Below are 16655 nucleotides of genomic sequence, written 5' to 3'. Positions count from 1 at the left end.
GCGGCGCATGAGTTATGGGCAGGGGGAGCCCCCGTGGGATCCCTGGAAACCGGGCTCCCAGCAACCGCAATGGGGCAATCAGAGCACCAGTGACACACCGGACTGGGCCGCACTCGCCGACGCCTCCGCGTCGCGCAACAAGCGGCGCCGGCTGTTGCTGATCGTCGGCGGCGCCGTCGCCACGGTCGCCGTCGGCACCGCCGTGGCGATCGCCGTGGTGTCCGCCAACAGCGGTTCCGGCGGCAAGCCCACCAACAGCCTGCCCGGCAGCGCGGACCTCCCCGGCGGCTCCACCTCCGCCGCGGAACCCTCGTTCGACCCGACCTCCGCGCCACCGCCGCTGGACCCGCTGGAGTTCATATCCAGCGCCAAGAAGGACAAGGCCGCGCTCAGTCCGGACACCCTGTTCCCGGGCTCGCAGGTCACCCTCAACGAGCGCGTCTACACCAAGCACGCCCGCTCCTCCACCACCGACTGCGCCTCCGCCGTCCGCGGCACGCTCCCCAAGGCGCTGACGGCCAACGGCTGCACCCGTGTGATGCGCGTGACGTACACCACCAAGGGCGGCGTCGCGGTCACCGTGGGCGTGGCCGTCTTCGACACCGCGGACGACGCGACCAAGGCCCGCAAGGCCACGGACGACAAGAGCATCCTCACCTCGCTGCCCGGCTCCGGCATCGACCCCTTCTGCCGCACCTCGGTCTGCCGCACCACCCGCAACTCCGTGGGCCGCTACGCCTACTTCACGCTCGGCGGCTTCTCCGGAGGCAAGGACGTGACGACCAAGGACACCAAGGTCTTCACCGCCGGCGACGACCTCGCCGAGTACACCTTCCGCCAGATCCACCGGCGCGGCGAGAGCCAGGCCTCCGCCGCCGCGAGCAAGTAGGGCCTCTCGTTCGGATCACCCCGGCGTCGCGGGGTCCGGCACGCACTCCCCCACTGCCGCACTCCCCCACCGCCCTGAACGGGCGTGGGGGTGCCCCCAGCGGCGTTGTCGTCGGTTGCCAGGGCTCCGCCCCGGCGCCCTCCCCAGCCTTGCAGCGACACGCACCGGACCCCGCTCGGGTCGGCCGAAGTCGCAGCGCACCTCCCAGCCGGCCCGATCCGAACGAGAGACCCCGGCCCGCACGGGGCGGGAGGAGCGCGCCTCCCGCCCGGCCGCTCAGCAGCAGCCCGCGCCGGGCGCGGCCCCCGGCAGGGTGCGCCGGTTGCGCGCCTCCCGGCTGCGCGCGGCGAGCAGTTCGTCGGCCGGATAGCCGACCTCCTCCAGCGTCAGTCCGTGCGGCCGCACGACGTGCACCGCCGAGTCCCGCACGCCCGCCGCGAGCACCTTCGCCGGCCAGTCCGGGGCGCGGTGCCCGTCCCCCACGAACAGCAGCGCGCCGATCAGCGAGCGCACCATGTTGTGGCAGAAGGCGTCGGCGCGGACGGTCGCGGTGACGATGCCGTCCCCGCCCCGCGCCAGGCTCAGCTCCTGGAGGGTGCGGATGGTCGTGGCCCCCTCCCGCTTCTTGCAGTACGCGGCGAAGTCGTGCTCCCCCAGCAGCCCACGCGCCGCCTCGTTCATGGCGTCGACGTCGAGCGGCCAGTCGTGCCACAGGACGTGCCCGCGCAGCAGCGGGTCGACGCCGCCCGGGTTGTCGGTGACCCGGTAGGCGTAGCGCCGCCAGACCGCCGAGAAACGGGCGTCGAAGCCGGCGGGCGCCTCGCGCAGCGCCCAGACCCTGACGTCCCTCGGCAGCCGCCCCGCGAGCCGCTTGAGCAGCTTGCCGTGGTGCTCGGCCCACACCTCGCGCGGGAGGTCCACATGGGCGACCTGGCCGCGGGCGTGCACCCCGGCGTCCGTCCGCCCCGCCACGGTCAGTTCGAAGGTCTCCCGCGACCGGGTGACCGTCCGCAGCGCGTCCTCGACCTCCCCCTGCACGGTCCGCCGCCCGCCGGCCTGCTTGGCCCACCCGGAGAACTCGGTCCCGTCGTAGGAGAGGTCGAGCCGGACACGCACGAACCCGGGCCGCACTTCGTCACTCACGTACAGATCCTCTCAGCCACACGAAAGCGGGCCCGCCCCTCCGAAGAGGAACGGGCCCGCCCACACCCCTCGGGGCGCGAGACGCCTACGCGTCCTTCGACTCCTCGGCCTCGGCCTCGTCGTCGGCCTTGGTCGTGTCGACCTTGGTCTCGGAAGCCTCGGCGTCCTTGGCGGCGCGCTTGGTCGCGGCCTCGGCCTCGCCGGTCGCCTCCTGCGCCACGGTCAGCGCCTCCACCAGCTCGATGACGGCCATGGGCGCGTTGTCGCCACGGCGGTTACCGATCTTGGTGATGCGGGTGTAGCCACCCGGGCGGTTCTCGTAGCGCGGGCCGATCTCGGTGAAGAGCGTGTGGACGATGCTCTTGTCCGTGATCACCTGGAGCACCTGACGGCGGTTGTGAAGGTCGCCCTTCTTCGCCTTGGTGACCAGACGCTCGGCGTACGGACGCAGCTTGCGCGCCTTCGCCTCGGTGGTGGTGATGCGGCCGTGCTCGAAGAGCGCCTTCGCGAGGTTCGCGAGGAGGAGCTTCTCGTGCGCGGCGCTGCCGCCCAGACGGGCACCCTTGGTGGGCCTCGGCATGGTGTTTCTCCTAGGTGTCTGCCCCGGCCGTATCAGGTACCGGAGTCAGTATCCGAGCAGGCGGTCGCCTGTCGAAGATCCGGACACGGGCCCCGAGGGGCCGTGCCCGGAAGGGGCACGGGGAACTGCGCGACAAGCCACAGCCGCCCCGCGCCGAAGTACGGGCCGAAAGGCCCGAACTCCTAGTACTGCTCGGTCTCGACGAACCCGGCGTCCGCGTCGTCGTCGGCACCGAAGGCGTCGGCGGCGGCGGTCGGGTCGAATCCGGGCGGGCTGTCCTTGAGCGCGAGGCCCATGCCGGCCAGCTTCGCCTTGACCTCGTCGATCGACTTCGCACCGAAGTTGCGGATGTCGAGCAGGTCCGCCTCGGACCGCGCCACGAGCTCACCCACGGAGTGGATGCCCTCGCGCTTGAGGCAGTTGTACGAGCGGACGGTCAGCTCGAGCTCCTCGATGGGGAGCGCGAGGTCGGCCGCCAGCGCCGCGTCCGTCGGGGACGGACCCATGTCGATGCCCTCGGCGTCGATGTTCAGCTCGCGGGCGAGACCGAACAGCTCGACCAGGGTCTTGCCGGCGGAGGCCATGGCGTCACGGGGACGCATCGCCTGCTTCGTCTCGACGTCGACGATCAGCTTGTCGAAGTCGGTGCGCTGCTCGACACGCGTGGCCTCGACCTTGTACGTGACCTTCAGGACCGGCGAGTAGATCGAGTCGACCGGGATCCGGCCGATCTCCTGGCCGACCTGCTTGTTCTGCACGGCGGAGACGTAACCGCGGCCGCGCTCGACCGTCAGCTCCATCTCCAGCTTGCCCTTGCCGTTGAGCGTGGCGAGGACGAGGTCGGGGTTGTGCACCTCGACACCGGCCGGGGGCGCGATGTCGGCGGCGGTGACCAGACCCGGGCCCTGCTTGCGCAGGTACATCACGACCGGCTCGTCGTGCTCCGAGGAGACGACCAGCTGCTTGATGTTGAGGATCAGGTCGGTGACGTCCTCCTTGACGCCCGGCACGGTGGTGAACTCGTGCAGGACGCCGTCGATCCGGATGCTCGTGACGGCGGCACCGGGGATCGAGGACAGGAGGGTGCGGCGGAGGGAGTTGCCGAGGGTGTAACCGAAGCCCGGCTCCAGCGGCTCGATCACGAACCGGGAGCGGAACTCGTCGACGACCTCTTCGGTCAACGAGGGACGCTGAGCGATCAGCATGTGTGGATCAGATCCTTCTTTCGTGGACGCCCGCTATTTGACGCCCGACGGAAACCGCACTCGGTGAGAAGCGCGGGTACTGCAAGGGTACGGGCGGCACGGCCCTTGCGAGCCGTACCGCCCCTACCCCAAGCCGAACGAAGCGGCCGTGCGTCAGACGCGACGGCGCTTCGGCGGACGGCAGCCGTGCTGCGACCATGCGGGGGACGACCCCCGCACCCCCAGCCGGACACCCGCCCGCCCGAGCCGATGCGTCAGACGCGACGGCGCTTCGGCGGACGGCAGCCGTTGTGCGGGGTCGGGGTGACGTCCTGGATGGAGCCGACCTCGAGGCCCGTGGCCTGCAGGGAACGGATCGCGGTCTCACGACCGGAGCCCGGGCCCTTGACGAACACGTCGACCTTGCGCATGCCGTGCTCCTGCGCACGACGGGCGGCCGACTCGGCGGCCATCTGCGCGGCGAACGGCGTGGACTTCCGGGAGCCCTTGAAGCCGACGTGGCCGGCGGAGGCCCAGGAGATCACGTTGCCGGTCGGGTCGGTGATCGAAACGATGGTGTTGTTGAACGTGCTCTTGATGTGCGCGTGGCCGTGAGCGACGTTCTTCTTTTCCTTGCGGCGCACCTTCTTGGCAGCGCCCTGACGTCCCTTGGGGGGCATGTCTTCTCCTACGGGAGGTGGTCGGTCCTACAGCGAAGACCGCTGAACGGCGAAGTCGCTGCGGACTACTTCTTGCCCGGCTTCTTCTTGCCGGCGATGGCGCGACGCGGACCCTTGCGGGTACGAGCGTTGGTGCTGGTGCGCTGACCGCGGACAGGCAGACCGCGGCGGTGCCGCAGACCCTGGTACGTGCCGATCTCGACCTTGCGGCGGATGTCGGCCTGGATCTCGCGACGGAGGTCACCCTCGGTCTTGATGTTGTTGTCCACGAACTCGCGGATCGCGACGAGCTGCTCCTCGGAGAGGTCGCGAACGCGGGTGTTCGGGTCGACGCCGGTGGCGGCCAGCGTCTGCTGCGAAAGGGTCCGGCCGATGCCGAACACGTAGGTGAGGGCGATCTCCACGCGCTTTTCGCGCGGAATGTCAACACCGGAAACGCGTGCCATTCAATGGCTCCAGTTGATCTTCGGAGGTCTTCCACAGGACCGTCTCCCAGCCGCCGTACGAGGTACGAACTGGGTCCCCGGCCTCCGAACCGGGGGTGTCGGACCTGTGTGCCAGGTCCGGGCCCTGCGTATGAACGAATACTGCTCGCGTCGCGCGAAATTCTGCGAATCGCAGAGGGTGCGGTCCTGCGTCAGCCCTGGCGCTGCTTGTGGCGCGGGTTCTCGCAGATGACCATGACCCGGCCGTGACGGCGGATCACCCTGCACTTGTCGCAGATCTTCTTGACGCTCGGCTTGACCTTCATGGGTGTGAGGTTCTCCGGGTCAGTTGCCGGCGGACCCACGTGCAGCACACGCGGGACGTGGGCAAGATCTACTTGTACCGGTAGACGATCCGGCCACGCGTCAGGTCGTACGGAGACAGCTCCACCACGACCCGGTCGTCAGGGAGGATGCGGATGTAGTGCATGCGCATCTTGCCGCTGATGTGTGCCAGGACCTGGTGGCCGTTCTGGAGCTCGACCTTGAACATGGCGTTCGGAAGAGACTCGACGACAGTGCCCTCGATCTCGATGGCACCTTGCTTCTTGGCCACGCTTCGCCCTTCGAATCGACTACCTTGATCGACTCCGGTACGTCCGCATGCGGACATGCGGGTGCACGAGAGCCGACGAGTCAGTCTACGTCAGCGCACCCGGAAAGGCGAAACGAGGGATTCTGCCCTGACAGGGAGATCATCATGCCGAGGGATCCGGGTCCGCCGCGAAGCGGCGCGCGGTGCGGGCTCAGGCGAGCGGGTCCGGCGCCGCGGTGATGCCCATCTCCGCCAGCTTCGCCCGGCCCCCGTCGGGCGCCGTGAGCACCAGCGGGCCCTGCTCGGTGAGGGCGACGGAGTGCTCCCAGTGGGAGGACCAGGTGCCGTCCGTCGTGATGACGGTCCAGTCGTCCTGCAGGACCTCGGTCTTCGGGGTGCCGAGGGAGACCATCGGCTCGATGGCCAGGCACAGGCCGGGGACCAGCTTGGGCCCCTTGCCGCGCCGGCGGTCCACGTAGTTCAGCAGGTGCGGGTCCATGTGCATCTCGGTGCCGATGCCGTGGCCGCCGTAGTCCTCGATGATCCCGTAGCGGCCGCCGCCCGGCTTCGGCTGGCGGCGGATGTACGTCTCGACCGCTCGGGAGATGTCCACCAGGCGGCCGCCGGTCTTCATCGCGGCGATGCCGGCCCACATCGACTCCTCCGTGACCCGGGAGAGCTCGATCAGCTCGGGGGCGTGACCGGAGCCGACGAAAGCGGTGTACGCGGCGTCGCCGTGCCAGCCGTCGACGATCGCGCCGCAGTCGATGGAGATGATGTCGCCGTCCTTGAGGACGACCTCGTCGGACGGGATGCCGTGCACCACGACGTCGTTCACGGAGGTGCAGATGGTCGCCGGGAAGCCGCCGTAGCCGAGGAAGTTGGGCTTGGCGTCGTGCTCGGCGAGCACCTTGCGGGCGACCTGGTCCAGATCCCTGGTCGTCGCGCCGGGCACGGCCGCCTCACGCGTGGCCGCGTGAATGGCCGCGACGACCAGCCCCGCCTCGCGCATCTTCGCGATCTGCTCGGGGCTCTTGATCTGCACCATGACGGCAAGCGCCTTTCTGACCCGGAAGAGGTACGGACCCTGTCAACAATACGGCGCCGGAACGGCACCCCACACAACGACCGCGGCCCCCACCAGGGGGGCCGCGGTCGAGGAGCGTCGACGGCGCCGGTCTACTGCGGCGCCTCCTGGCGCTGGAGCGCCTTCATCGCCCGCCCGGTCACGTCCTCGACCTTGCCGAGGGCCGAGATCGTCACGACGAGCCCCTGCGCCTTGTAGTAGTCGATGATCGGCTCGGTCTGCGTGTGGTAGACCTCCAGCCGCGTCCGCACGGTCTCCTCGGAGTCGTCGTCGCGCTGGTACAGCTCGCCGCCGCAGGTGTCGCACACGCCCTCCGTCTTCGGCGGGGTGTACGTCACGTGGAAGACGTGGCTGGAGTCCTTGCGGCAGACGCGGCGCCCGGCGATGCGCTTGACGACCTCGTCCTCCGGGACCTCCAGGTCCAGCACCGCGTCCAGCTTCATGCCCTCGTCCTTGAGCATCTCGTCCAGCGCCTCGGCCTGCGAGACGTTGCGCGGGAAGCCGTCGAGCAGGAACCCACCGGCGGCGTCGGACTGCTCCATGCGGTCCTTGGCCATGCCGATGGTGACCTCGTCCGGCACCAGGTTGCCCGCGTCCATGTAGGACTTCGCGAGTTTGCCCAGTTCGGTCTGCCGGCTGATGTTGGCGCGGAACAGGTCGCCCGTGGAGATGTGCGGGATCGACAGGTTCTTGGCCAGGAACGCGGCCTGCGTTCCCTTCCCGGCACCGGGTGGCCCGACGAGGACAATTCGCATCAGCGGAGGAACCCTTCGTAATTGCGCTGCTGGAGCTGACTCTCGATCTGCTTCACGGTCTCGAGACCGACACCCACGATGATCAGGATGCTCGTCCCACCGAACGGGAAGTTCTGGTTCGCCCCGAAGCCCACCAACGCCATTGTTGGCACAAGAGCGATCAGACCCAGATACAGCGAACCCGGCCAGGTGATCCGGTTGAGTACGTAGCTCAGGTACTCGGCGGTCGGCCGGCCAGCCCGGATGCCCGGGATGAAGCCACCATACTTCTTCATGTTGTCGGCGACTTCTTCGGGGTTGAAGGAGATCGCGACGTAGAAGAAGGCGAAGAAGACGATCAGCAGGAAGTACAAAGTGATGTAGACCGGGTGATCACCCTTCACCATGTTGGCCTGGATCCAGGTCTTCCATCCGGAGTTGCTGTCGGAGAACTGGGCGATCAGAGCCGGGATGTAGAGCAGCGACGACGCGAAGATGACGGGGATCACACCCGCCTGGTTGACCTTCAGCGGAATGTACGTCGAGGTGCCGCCGTAGGAACGGCGGCCGATCATGCGCTTGGCGTACTGCACGGGAATGCGGCGCTGGGCCTGCTCGACGAAGACCACGAGGCCGACCATGACGAGGCCGACCAGGATGACCGTGCCGAACTCGATCCAGCCGTCGGCCAGCGAGCCCTGGGTCTTGATGGCCCACAGCGCGGACGGGAAGGTGGCGGCGATCGAGATGAACATCAGGATCGACATGCCGTTGCCGATGCCGCGGTCGGTGATCAGCTCACCGAGCCACATCACCATGCAGGTGCCCGCGGTCATGGTGATGACCATCGTGATGGTCATGAAGATCGACTGGTCGGGCACGATCGACGTGGCGACCGGGCAGCCGGTGAACAGCGCGCCGCTGCGGGCGGTGGCCACCAGGCCGGTGCCCTGGAGGATGGCGAGGGCGACCGTCAGGTACCGCGTGTACTGCGTGATCTTCGCCGTACCGGCCTGCCCCTCCTTCTTCAGGGCTTCCAGGCGCGGGATCACCACGGTCAGCAGCTGCAGAATGATGCTCGCCGTGATGTACGGCATGATGCCCAGCGCGAAGATCGTGATCTGCAGCAGCGCGCCACCACTGAACATGTTCACCAGACCGAACAGGCCCTGGTTGCCCTTGGCGACGTCGATACAGGTCTGGACGCTCTTGTAGTCGACGCCGGGGATCGGGATGTGGGTACCGACGCGGTACACCACGATGATCGCGAGCGTGAAGAGCAGCTTCTTGCGCAGGTCGGGCGTCCTGAACGCCCGGGCGAAGCCGGTGAGCACGGTGCCTCCTGCGACCCCCGCGCACGTGCGTCAGAGGTGACGATTGGTGAGGTTCGACGAATACATAACGGCTGTCGGCCTCTCCTGGTGCCCGAGTGGGGCATCCGGCGAAACTTGACAGCGCAGGCCACCTTACCGGCGACACTGCCCCCCTAGGAACGACCGACCGGGGATACCCCAAATGTGGGGTATCCCCGGTCGGATTCGTTCATGTCATCGGCGCGCCCGACGGGGTCAGACGAGCTCGGTGACCGTACCGCCGGCGGCGGTGATCTTCTCCTTGGCGGAGCCGGAGACGGCGTCGACCGTCACCTGCAGCGCCACGGAGACCTCGCCCTGGCCGAGGACCTTGACGAGGCTGTTCTTGCGAACGGCACCCTTGGCCACCAGGCCCTCGACGGTGACCTCGCCACCCTCGGGGTACAGCGCGGCCAGCTTGTCGAGGTTCACGACCTGGTACTCGGTCTTGAACGGGTTCTTGAAGCCCTTCAGCTTCGGAAGACGCATGTGGAGGGGCATCTGGCCACCCTCGAAGCGCTCCGGAACCTGGTAGCGGGCCTTCGTGCCCTTGGTACCACGACCGGCCGTCTTGCCCTTCGACGCCTCACCACGACCGACACGGGTCTTGGCGGTCTTGGCGCCCGGGGCCGGACGGAGGTTGTGGATCTTGAGCGGGTTGTTCTCCGCCATGATCAGTCGACCTCCTCGACCGACACGAGGTGGCGGACGGTGTGCACCATGCCGCGGAACTCGGGGCGGTCCTCCTTGACGACCTGCGTGTTGATGCCCTTGAGACCAAGGGAACGCAGGGTGTCGCGGTGGTTCTGCTTGCTGCCGATGTAGGACTTGACCTGCGTGATCTTGAGCTGCGCCATGATTACGCACCTGCCCCGGCACGCGCACGCAGCAGGGCCGCGGGAGCGACGTCCTCGAGCGGCAGACCGCGGCGGGCCGCGACCTCCTCGGGACGCTGCAGGCCCTTGAGGGCCTCCACGGTCGCGTGCACGATGTTGATCTGGTTGTCGGAGCCGAGCGACTTCGACAGGATGTCGTGGATGCCGGCGCACTCGAGCACGGCGCGCACCGGACCACCGGCGATGACACCGGTACCGGGGGACGCGGGCTTGAGCAGCACGACGCCGGCAGCCTTCTCACCCTGGATCGGGTGCGGGATGGTGCCCTGGATGCGGGGGACCTTGAAGAAGTGCTTCTTGGCCTCCTCAACACCCTTGGCGATGGCGGCCGGCACCTCCTTGGCCTTGCCGTATCCGACACCCACGGTGCCGTCACCGTCGCCCACCACGACCAGCGCGGTGAAGCTGAAGCGACGACCACCCTTCACAACCTTGGCGACACGGTTGATCGCGACGACGCGCTCGACGTACGCGGTCTTCTCGGCGGCGGATGCTCCGCCGTCACGGCCCTTCCGGTCCCGCCGCTCGCCGCCACCGGCACCGCCACCGCGGCGCTGGGGTCCAGCCATTGGATTACCTCTCTCTTTCCGCTAGCTACAGCGGCTCAGAACTTGAGCCCGGCCTCGCGGGCGGCGTCCGCCAGGGCGGCGATGCGCCCGGCGTACTGGTTGCCACCACGGTCGAACACGACGGCCTCGACACCGGCGGCCTTGGCACGCTCGGCGACCAGGGCGCCGACCTGCTTGGCCTGCGAGGACTTGTCGCCCTCGCCGCCGCGGATCGACGTGTCCAGGGTGGACGCCGACGCCAGGGTGTGCCCCTTGAGGTCGTCGATCACCTGCGCCACGATGTGACGGTTGGAGCGGGTCACGACCAGGCGGGGGCGCTCGGCCGTACCGGAGACCTTCTTGCGGATCCGGATGTGGCGCCGCTTGATGGCGGTGCGCTTGTAGGCATCGCCCTTGGCGATCTTCTGCCCGTATGCCATGGCTTACTTACCCGCCTTTCCGACCTTGCGGCGGATGACTTCACCCTCGTACTTGACACCCTTGGCCTTGTACGGGTCGGGCTTGCGCAGCTTGCGGATGTTCGCCGCGACCTCGCCCACCTTCTGCTTGTCGATGCCCTCGACCGAGAAGCGGGTCGGGGCCTCCACCTTGAAGGTGATGCCCTCGGGTGCCTCGACGGTGATCGGGTGGCTGTAGCCGAGCGCGAACTCGAGGTTCGAACCCTTGGCCGTCACGCGGTAACCGACACCGCTGATCTCGAGCTTCTTCACGTAACCCTGGGTCACGCCGGTGATCATGTTCGCCACCAGCGTGCGGGACAGGCCGTGCAGGGCCTTGTTCTGACGCTCGTCGTTCGGGCGGGTGACGTTCAGGACGCCGTCCTCACCCTTAGCGATCTCGATCGGCGCCGCGATGGTGTGCGACAGGGTGCCCTTGGGCCCCTTCACCTGCACCTGACGGCCGTCGATGGTGACGTCCACGCCGGCGGGAACCGCGATGGGGAGCTTGCCGATGCGCGACATAGCTGTTTCCTCCGTTCCCTTCCGTTACCAGACGTAGGCGAGGACTTCCCCACCCACGCCCTTCTTGCCGGCCTGCTTGTCGGTGAGGAGCCCGTGCGACGTGGAGATGATCGCCACGCCCAGGCCGCCCAGCACCTTCGGCAGGTTGGTGGACTTCGCGTACACCCGGAGACCGGGCTTGGAGATCCGCTTGATGCCCGCGATGGAGCGCTCACGGTTGGGGCCGAACTTCAGCTCCAGGACGAGGTTCTTGCCGACCTCGGCGTCCTCGACCTTCCAGCCCGTGATGAAGCCCTCCTGCTGGAGGATCTCCGCGATGTGAGACTTGATCTTCGATGCCGGCATCGCCACGGAGTCGTGGTACGCCGAGTTCGCGTTACGCAGACGCGTGAGCATGTCTGCGATCGGATCAGTCATGGTCATGAATTGGCCTTCGGCCTCTCTCGCCGGGGTTTCCTGGTGCGCCATCCCTCTCCCCGATCCGAGACGGGACGGGTGCGGCGCGGTGGACCTACGGCGTAGTAAGCATTCATTGGCGGGCGGAGCCCGCGTACGTGCGGGGCACGGCAGGCGCCCAACCCCGCAAGCCTACGGCATGCGGAGCGGGCCTCCTGCCGACCCCAGTTGCTTACCGAGAGTCCTGGTTCACCCCAAGTGGGGTTTTACCAGGAGCTCTTGGTCACGCCCGGCAGCTCGCCGCGGTGAGCCATCTCACGGAGGCACACACGGCACAGGCCGAACTTGCGGTAGACGGAGTGCGGACGCCCACAGCGCTGGCAGCGGGTGTAGGCGCGCACGCCGAACTTGGGCTTGCGGGCAGCCTTCGCGATCAGAGCCTTCTTCGCCATCTCGCTCACGCCTCCTTGAAGGGGAAGCCGAGGTGACGGAGGAGCGCGCGGCCCTCGGCGTCGTTGGTCGCCGTGGTGACCACGGTGATGTCCATACCCCGGACGCGGTCGATCTTGTCCTGGTCGATCTCGTGGAACATGACCTGCTCCGTGAGACCGAAGGTGTAGTTGCCACGGCCGTCGAACTGCTTGGGGGACAGACCGCGGAAGTCGCGGATGCGCGGGAGCGCGAGCGACAGGGTGCGGTCCAGGAACTCCCACATGCGGTCGCCACGGAGCGTGACGTGGGCACCGATCGGCTGACCCTCGCGCAGCTTGAACTGCGCGATGGACTTGCGGGCCTTGGTGACGGCCGGCTTCTGACCGGTGATGGTGGTCAGGTCACGGACGGCACCGTCCATGAGCTTGGAGTCACGGGCGGCGTCACCGACACCCATGTTGACCACGATCTTGACGAGCGCGGGGACCTGCATGACGTTCTCGTACTTGAACTCGTCACGCAGCTTGCCCGCGATCTCCTCGCGGTACTTCGTCTTCAGTCGCGGAGTGGTGGTGGTAGCCATCAGATGTCCTCACCCGTCCGCTTGGCAACGCGGATCTTGTTGCCGTCCTCGTCGAAGCGGTAACCGACACGCGTGACGACCTTGTTGCCGTCCTTCTCCACGACCAGCTGGACGTTGGAGACGTGGACGGGGGCCTCGGTGGTCACGATGCCGCCGGCCTGCGAGCCGCTGGCGGTCGGGCCGGCCTTGGTGTGCTTCTTGACCCGGTTGACACCCTCGACCAGGACGCGGTCCTCGCGGGGGAAGGCCGCGATGACCTTGCCCTGCTTGCCCTTGTCCTTGCCGGTGATGACCTGAACCAGGTCGCCCTTCTTGATCTTCATGCTCACAGCACCTCCGGCGCGAGGGAGATGATCTTCATGAACTTCTTCTCGCGCAGCTCACGGCCCACGGGGCCGAAGATACGGGTGCCGCGAGGGTCGCCGTCGTTCTTCAGAATGACGGCGGCGTTCTCGTCGAAGCGGATGTACGAGCCGTCCGGACGGCGGCGCTCCTTGACGGTGCGAACGATGACCGCCTTGACGACGTCACCCTTCTTCACGTTGCCACCGGGGATCGCGTCCTTGACGGTGGCGACGATGACGTCACCGATGCCCGCGTAGCGGCGACCGGAGCCACCGAGCACACGGATGGTGAGAATTTCCTTCGCACCCGTGTTGTCGGCGACACGCAGTCGCGACTCCTGCTGGATCACGTCTATCTCCTGTTTGTCTGCCGGTTCCCCACCGGGGCTGACGTGCTCTGATCGAGCGCAGCAGCCCCGGTGGAGCCTGGCGGAACTGTCCTGCGAGGAATGCCCCGCAGGAACGTACTGTTGGGAATTCCCTTGCGGGAATTACCTACTTGGCCTTCTCGAGGATCTCGACGACGCGCCAGCGCTTCGTCGCGGACAGCGGCCGGGTCTCCATGAGGAGGACACGGTCGCCGACACCCGCGGCGTTCTGCTCGTCGTGCGCCTTGAGCTTGTTGGTACGGCGGATGACCTTGCCGTACAGCGCGTGCTTGACGCGGTCCTCGACGGCGACGACGACGGTCTTGTCCATCTTGTCGCTGACGACGAGACCCTCACGGGTCTTGCGGAAGCCGCGGGCCTCTGCAGTCTGCTCAGTCACGTTGCTCTCACTCATCAGGCGCTCTCCACCGTCTCGATGCCCAGCTCGCGCTCACGCATCAGGGTGTAGATCCGCGCGATGTCCTTCCGGACGGCCTTCAGCCGACCGTGGTTCTCGAGCTGACCGGTCGCCGCCTGGAAGCGGAGGTTGAACAGCTCTTCCTTGGCTTCGCGGAGCTTCGCCAGAAGCTCCTCGTCACCCAGTTCGCGCAGCTCGGACGCCTTGGTACCGGCCGACATCACGCTTCACCTGCCTCGCGCTTGACGATCCGGCACTTCATCGGCAGCTTGTGGGCCGCACGAGTCAGCGCCTCACGGGCGATCTTCTCGTTGGGGTAGGACAGCTCGAACATGACCCGTCCCGGGTGCACGTTCGCGATCCACCACTCGGGAGAACCCTTACCGGAACCCATGCGGGTCTCGGCAGGCTTCTTCGTGAGCGGGCGGTCCGGGTAGATGTTGATCCAGACCTTGCCGCCACGCTTGATGTGGCGGGTCATGGCGATACGGGCCGCCTCGATCTGGCGGTTGGTCACGTACGCCGGCGTGAGGGCCTGAATGCCGTACTCGCCGAACGAGACCGTCGTACCGCCCTTGGCCTGACCACGGCGCTTCGGGTGGTGCTGCTTGCGGTGCTTGACCCTACGGGGGATCAGCATGTCGGTCAGGCCTCCGTTCCGGTGCTCTCAGCCGGAGCAGCGGCGGGCGCGTCGGCCTTGGGGGCCTCGGCTGCCGGAGCCGACTGCTGCGGCTTACGACCGCGACCGCCACGCTCGCCACCGCGGCCACCGCGGGCCGGACGGTCGGCACCGCCACGGGCCGGGCGGTTGCCGGCACGGGCGGCGGCGTTCTCGGCGCGGACCTCGGCGATGTTCTTGACGTCGCCCTTGTAGATCCAGACCTTCACACCGATGCGGCCGAAGGTCGTCTTGGCCTCGAAGAAGCCGTAGTCCACGTTCGCGCGGAGCGTGTGCAGGGGCACACGGCCCTCGCGGTAGAACTCCGAGCGGGACATCTCGGCGCCGCCGAGGCGGCCACCGCACTGGATCTTGATGCCCTTGGCGCCCGCCTTCATCGCCGACTGCATGCTCTTGCGCATGGCACGGCGGAAGGAGACGCGGCTGGAGAGCTGCTCGGCGACGGCCTGGGCCACGAGCTGAGCGTCCGTCTCGGGGTTCTTGACCTCGAGGATGTTCAGCTGGACCTGCTTGCCCGTCAGCTTCTCGAGGTCACCGCGGATGCGGTCGGCCTCGGCGCCGCGGCGGCCGATGACGATGCCCGGACGAGCGGTGTGGATGTCCACGCGCACACGGTCACGGGTGCGCTCGATCTCCACCTTCGAGATGCCGGCGCGCTCCATGCCGGACGTCATCATCCGACGGATGGCGACGTCTTCCTTGACGTAGTCCTTGTACAGCTTGTCGGCGTACCAACGCGACTTGAAGTCGGTGGTGATGCCGAGCCGGAACCCGTGCGGGTTTACCTTCTGGCCCATTACCGGGTTCCTTCCTTGCTGCTGACGACCACGGTGATGTGGCTGGTCCGCTTGCGGATCCGGTAGGCACGGCCCTGGGCGCGCGGCCGGAACCGCTTCAGGGTCGGACCCTCGTCGACGTAGGCCTCGGAGATGAAGAGGCTGTCGGCGTCGGTGTGGTCGTAGTTGTGCGCGGCGTTGGCGATGGCGCTGTCCAGCACCTTGCCGACCGGCACGCTCGCGGCCTGCGGGGCGAAACGCAGGACCGCCTGAGCCTCCGTGGCATCCATGCCACGGATGAGGTCCACCACGCGGCGGGCCTTCATGGGCGTGACGCGGATGTACCGCGCCTGGGCCCTGGCTTCCATGGTTGTCCCTTCAGTGTTTGTCATGGTCATTCCACCCCGCTGTTAGCGGCGCTTCGACTTCCGGTCGTCCTTGACGTGACCCCGGAAGGTGCGCGTCGGCGAGAACTCGCCGAGCTTGTGGCCGACCATCGACTCGGTGACAAACACCGGGATGTGGGTCTTGCCGTTGTGCACCGCGATCGTGTGGCCCAGCATGGCCGGGACGATCATCGAGCGACGGGACCAGGTCTTGATGACGTTCTTGGAACCTGCCTCGTTCTGCACGTCCACCTTCTTCATGAGGTGGTCGTCGACGAAGGGCCCCTTCTTGAGACTGCGCGGCATCTGAACCCGCTCCTAGCGCTTCTTGTTCGTCTTGCGGCGGCGGACGATGTACTTGTTCGACGCCTTCTTGGGCGAACGAGTACGACCTTCCTTCTTGCCCCACGGGGACACCGGGTGGCGACCACCGGAGGTACGGCCCTCGCCACCACCGTGCGGGTGGTCCACGGGGTTCATGACCACACCACGGACGGTCGGGCGGACGCCCAGCCAGCGCTTGCGGCCGGCCTTGCCCCAGTTGATGTTCGACTGCTCGGCGTTGCCGACCTCGCCGACGGTGGCGCGGCAGCGCACGTCGACCAGGCGGATCTCACCGGACGGCATGCGGAGGTGGGCCATCGAGCCCTCCTTCGCGAGCAGCTGCACCGAGGCGCCGGCGGAGCGGGCGAACTTGGCGCCGCCGCCCGGCCGCAGCTCGATGGCGTGCAGCGTGGTACCGACCGGGATGTTGCGCAGCGCGAGGTTGTTGCCCGGCTTGATGTCGGCGCCGGGACCGTTCTCGACGCGGTCGCCCTGCGACAGGCCACGCGGGGCGAGGATGTAGCGCTTCTCGCCGTCCGCGTAGTGCAGCAGCGCGATGCGCGCGGTGCGGTTGGGGTCGTACTCGATGTGCGCGACCTTCGCCGGCACGCCGTCCTTGTCGTGACGACGGAAGTCGATCACGCGGTAGGCGCGCTTGTGTCCGCCACCCTGGTGGCGAACGGTCACACGACCGGAATTGTTACGGCCGCCCTTGCTGTGCAGGGGACGGACCAGCGACTTCTCCGGCGTGGACCGCGTGACCTCGACGAAGTCGGCGACGCTGGCGCCACGACGGCCAGGAGTCGTCGGCTTGTACTTGCGGATACCCATTGTCTCTCAGTCCTCGGAAAGT

General features: G+C 67.7%; 28 protein-coding genes. 1 reads left to right on the top strand and 27 read right to left on the bottom strand.

Going from position 1 to position 16655, the window contains the following annotated elements; genetic code table 11:
* The first annotated feature begins 7 nt into the window (after positions 1-7).
* On the top strand, positions 8-889 hold the full coding sequence (locus OHB09_RS19685) for a hypothetical protein (RefSeq protein ID WP_328918607.1): 882 nt from the start codon (positions 8-10) through the stop codon (positions 887-889).
* 276 nt (positions 890-1165) lie between these two features.
* Here OHB09_RS19685 and truA read toward each other — a convergent pair whose 3' ends face one another.
* The 27 genes from truA to rplB form a co-directional block, all read right to left on the bottom strand.
* The gene (gene truA, locus OHB09_RS19680) at positions 1166-2032 is read right to left on the bottom strand and encodes a tRNA pseudouridine(38-40) synthase TruA (RefSeq protein ID WP_191890221.1); all 867 of its coding nucleotides are present in this window, start codon (positions 2030-2032) and stop codon (positions 1166-1168) included.
* Between the two features lie 85 nt (positions 2033-2117).
* Positions 2118-2612: a 50S ribosomal protein L17 gene (rplQ, locus tag OHB09_RS19675; RefSeq protein WP_234526238.1), complete on the bottom strand. Its 495-nt coding sequence runs from the start codon at positions 2610-2612 to the stop codon at positions 2118-2120.
* Positions 2613-2794: 182 nt separating this feature from the next.
* A complete protein-coding gene (locus OHB09_RS19670) occupies positions 2795-3817 on the bottom strand; it encodes a DNA-directed RNA polymerase subunit alpha (RefSeq protein ID WP_003966937.1) in 1023 nt (340 codons plus the stop codon).
* Positions 3818-4071: 254 nt separating this feature from the next.
* Positions 4072-4476: a 30S ribosomal protein S11 gene (gene rpsK / locus OHB09_RS19665; protein ID WP_003948617.1), complete on the bottom strand. Its 405-nt coding sequence runs from the start codon at positions 4474-4476 to the stop codon at positions 4072-4074.
* A gap of 65 nt (positions 4477-4541) precedes the next feature.
* Positions 4542-4922, bottom strand: coding sequence for a 30S ribosomal protein S13 (gene rpsM, locus OHB09_RS19660; RefSeq protein WP_006140893.1), 381 nt, complete (start codon positions 4920-4922; stop codon positions 4542-4544).
* Positions 4923-5113: 191 nt separating this feature from the next.
* A complete protein-coding gene (gene rpmJ, locus OHB09_RS19655) occupies positions 5114-5227 on the bottom strand; it encodes a 50S ribosomal protein L36 (protein ID WP_003998809.1) in 114 nt (37 codons plus the stop codon).
* Between the two features lie 68 nt (positions 5228-5295).
* Positions 5296-5517: a translation initiation factor IF-1 gene (infA, locus tag OHB09_RS19650; RefSeq protein ID WP_003948620.1), complete on the bottom strand. Its 222-nt coding sequence runs from the start codon at positions 5515-5517 to the stop codon at positions 5296-5298.
* A gap of 190 nt (positions 5518-5707) precedes the next feature.
* Entirely contained in the window at positions 5708-6544 is an 837-nt protein-coding gene (map, locus tag OHB09_RS19645) for a type I methionyl aminopeptidase (protein ID WP_006140894.1), read from the bottom strand.
* Positions 6545-6675: 131 nt separating this feature from the next.
* Positions 6676-7338, bottom strand: a complete 663-nt coding sequence (locus OHB09_RS19640; protein WP_191854539.1) for an adenylate kinase — start codon at positions 7336-7338, stop codon at positions 6676-6678.
* Complete coding sequence (gene secY / locus OHB09_RS19635) at positions 7338-8651, bottom strand: preprotein translocase subunit SecY (protein ID WP_006140896.1); 1314 nt, start codon at positions 8649-8651, stop codon at positions 7338-7340. The genes OHB09_RS19640 and secY overlap by 1 nt, the downstream gene beginning before the upstream one ends.
* Positions 8652-8885: 234 nt before the next feature.
* Entirely contained in the window at positions 8886-9341 is a 456-nt protein-coding gene (rplO, locus tag OHB09_RS19630; protein WP_006140897.1) for a 50S ribosomal protein L15, read from the bottom strand.
* Between the two features lie 2 nt (positions 9342-9343).
* Positions 9344-9526 (bottom strand): 50S ribosomal protein L30, encoded by a 183-nt coding sequence (gene rpmD, locus OHB09_RS19625; RefSeq protein ID WP_006140898.1) that lies wholly within the window; start codon positions 9524-9526, stop codon positions 9344-9346.
* 2 nt (positions 9527-9528) lie between these two features.
* Positions 9529-10134, bottom strand: a complete 606-nt coding sequence (gene rpsE / locus OHB09_RS19620; RefSeq protein WP_006140899.1) for a 30S ribosomal protein S5 — start codon at positions 10132-10134, stop codon at positions 9529-9531.
* 35 nt (positions 10135-10169) lie between these two features.
* Positions 10170-10553: a 50S ribosomal protein L18 gene (rplR, locus tag OHB09_RS19615; RefSeq protein WP_006140900.1), complete on the bottom strand. Its 384-nt coding sequence runs from the start codon at positions 10551-10553 to the stop codon at positions 10170-10172.
* A gap of 3 nt (positions 10554-10556) precedes the next feature.
* Positions 10557-11096 (bottom strand): 50S ribosomal protein L6, encoded by a 540-nt coding sequence (gene rplF / locus OHB09_RS19610; protein ID WP_006140901.1) that lies wholly within the window; start codon positions 11094-11096, stop codon positions 10557-10559.
* A gap of 24 nt (positions 11097-11120) precedes the next feature.
* The gene (rpsH, locus tag OHB09_RS19605; RefSeq protein ID WP_030380853.1) at positions 11121-11519 is read right to left on the bottom strand and encodes a 30S ribosomal protein S8; all 399 of its coding nucleotides are present in this window, start codon (positions 11517-11519) and stop codon (positions 11121-11123) included.
* Between the two features lie 239 nt (positions 11520-11758).
* A complete protein-coding gene (locus OHB09_RS19600) occupies positions 11759-11944 on the bottom strand; it encodes a type Z 30S ribosomal protein S14 (RefSeq protein ID WP_003956452.1) in 186 nt (61 codons plus the stop codon).
* A 5-nt stretch (positions 11945-11949) separates the two neighbouring features.
* A complete protein-coding gene (gene rplE, locus OHB09_RS19595; protein WP_006140903.1) occupies positions 11950-12507 on the bottom strand; it encodes a 50S ribosomal protein L5 in 558 nt (185 codons plus the stop codon).
* On the bottom strand, positions 12507-12830 hold the full coding sequence (gene rplX, locus OHB09_RS19590; protein ID WP_006140904.1) for a 50S ribosomal protein L24: 324 nt from the start codon (positions 12828-12830) through the stop codon (positions 12507-12509). The genes rplE and rplX overlap by 1 nt, the downstream gene beginning before the upstream one ends.
* A gap of 2 nt (positions 12831-12832) precedes the next feature.
* Positions 12833-13201, bottom strand: coding sequence for a 50S ribosomal protein L14 (gene rplN, locus OHB09_RS19585; RefSeq protein WP_003974257.1), 369 nt, complete (start codon positions 13199-13201; stop codon positions 12833-12835).
* A 145-nt stretch (positions 13202-13346) separates the two neighbouring features.
* On the bottom strand, positions 13347-13634 hold the full coding sequence (gene rpsQ, locus OHB09_RS19580; RefSeq protein ID WP_003992363.1) for a 30S ribosomal protein S17: 288 nt from the start codon (positions 13632-13634) through the stop codon (positions 13347-13349).
* Positions 13634-13858 carry a 50S ribosomal protein L29 gene (gene rpmC / locus OHB09_RS19575; protein WP_003998824.1) on the bottom strand — a complete coding sequence of 75 codons (225 nt, stop codon included), beginning with the start codon at positions 13856-13858 and terminating at the stop codon, positions 13634-13636. The genes rpsQ and rpmC overlap by 1 nt, the downstream gene beginning before the upstream one ends.
* Positions 13858-14277, bottom strand: a complete 420-nt coding sequence (rplP, locus tag OHB09_RS19570) for a 50S ribosomal protein L16 (RefSeq protein ID WP_006140905.1) — start codon at positions 14275-14277, stop codon at positions 13858-13860. Before rplP ends, rpmC begins: the two co-directional genes overlap by 1 nt.
* 5 nt (positions 14278-14282) lie before the next feature.
* A complete protein-coding gene (rpsC, locus tag OHB09_RS19565; RefSeq protein ID WP_006140906.1) occupies positions 14283-15113 on the bottom strand; it encodes a 30S ribosomal protein S3 in 831 nt (276 codons plus the stop codon).
* Complete coding sequence (gene rplV, locus OHB09_RS19560; RefSeq protein WP_003974262.1) at positions 15113-15460, bottom strand: 50S ribosomal protein L22; 348 nt, start codon at positions 15458-15460, stop codon at positions 15113-15115. Before rplV ends, rpsC begins: the two co-directional genes overlap by 1 nt.
* Positions 15461-15502: 42 nt before the next feature.
* Positions 15503-15784 (bottom strand): 30S ribosomal protein S19, encoded by a 282-nt coding sequence (rpsS, locus tag OHB09_RS19555; protein ID WP_006140908.1) that lies wholly within the window; start codon positions 15782-15784, stop codon positions 15503-15505.
* A 12-nt stretch (positions 15785-15796) separates the two neighbouring features.
* Positions 15797-16633: a 50S ribosomal protein L2 gene (gene rplB / locus OHB09_RS19550; protein WP_006140909.1), complete on the bottom strand. Its 837-nt coding sequence runs from the start codon at positions 16631-16633 to the stop codon at positions 15797-15799.
* Between the last annotated feature and the right edge of the window lie 22 nt (positions 16634-16655).

Source organism: Streptomyces griseoaurantiacus, assembly GCF_036189845.1.
Taxonomy (GTDB): domain Bacteria; phylum Actinomycetota; class Actinomycetes; order Streptomycetales; family Streptomycetaceae; genus Streptomyces; species Streptomyces griseoaurantiacus.
The sequence above is the reverse complement of the archived record's forward strand: the minus strand, read 5'-3'. Positions and strand labels throughout refer to the sequence as shown.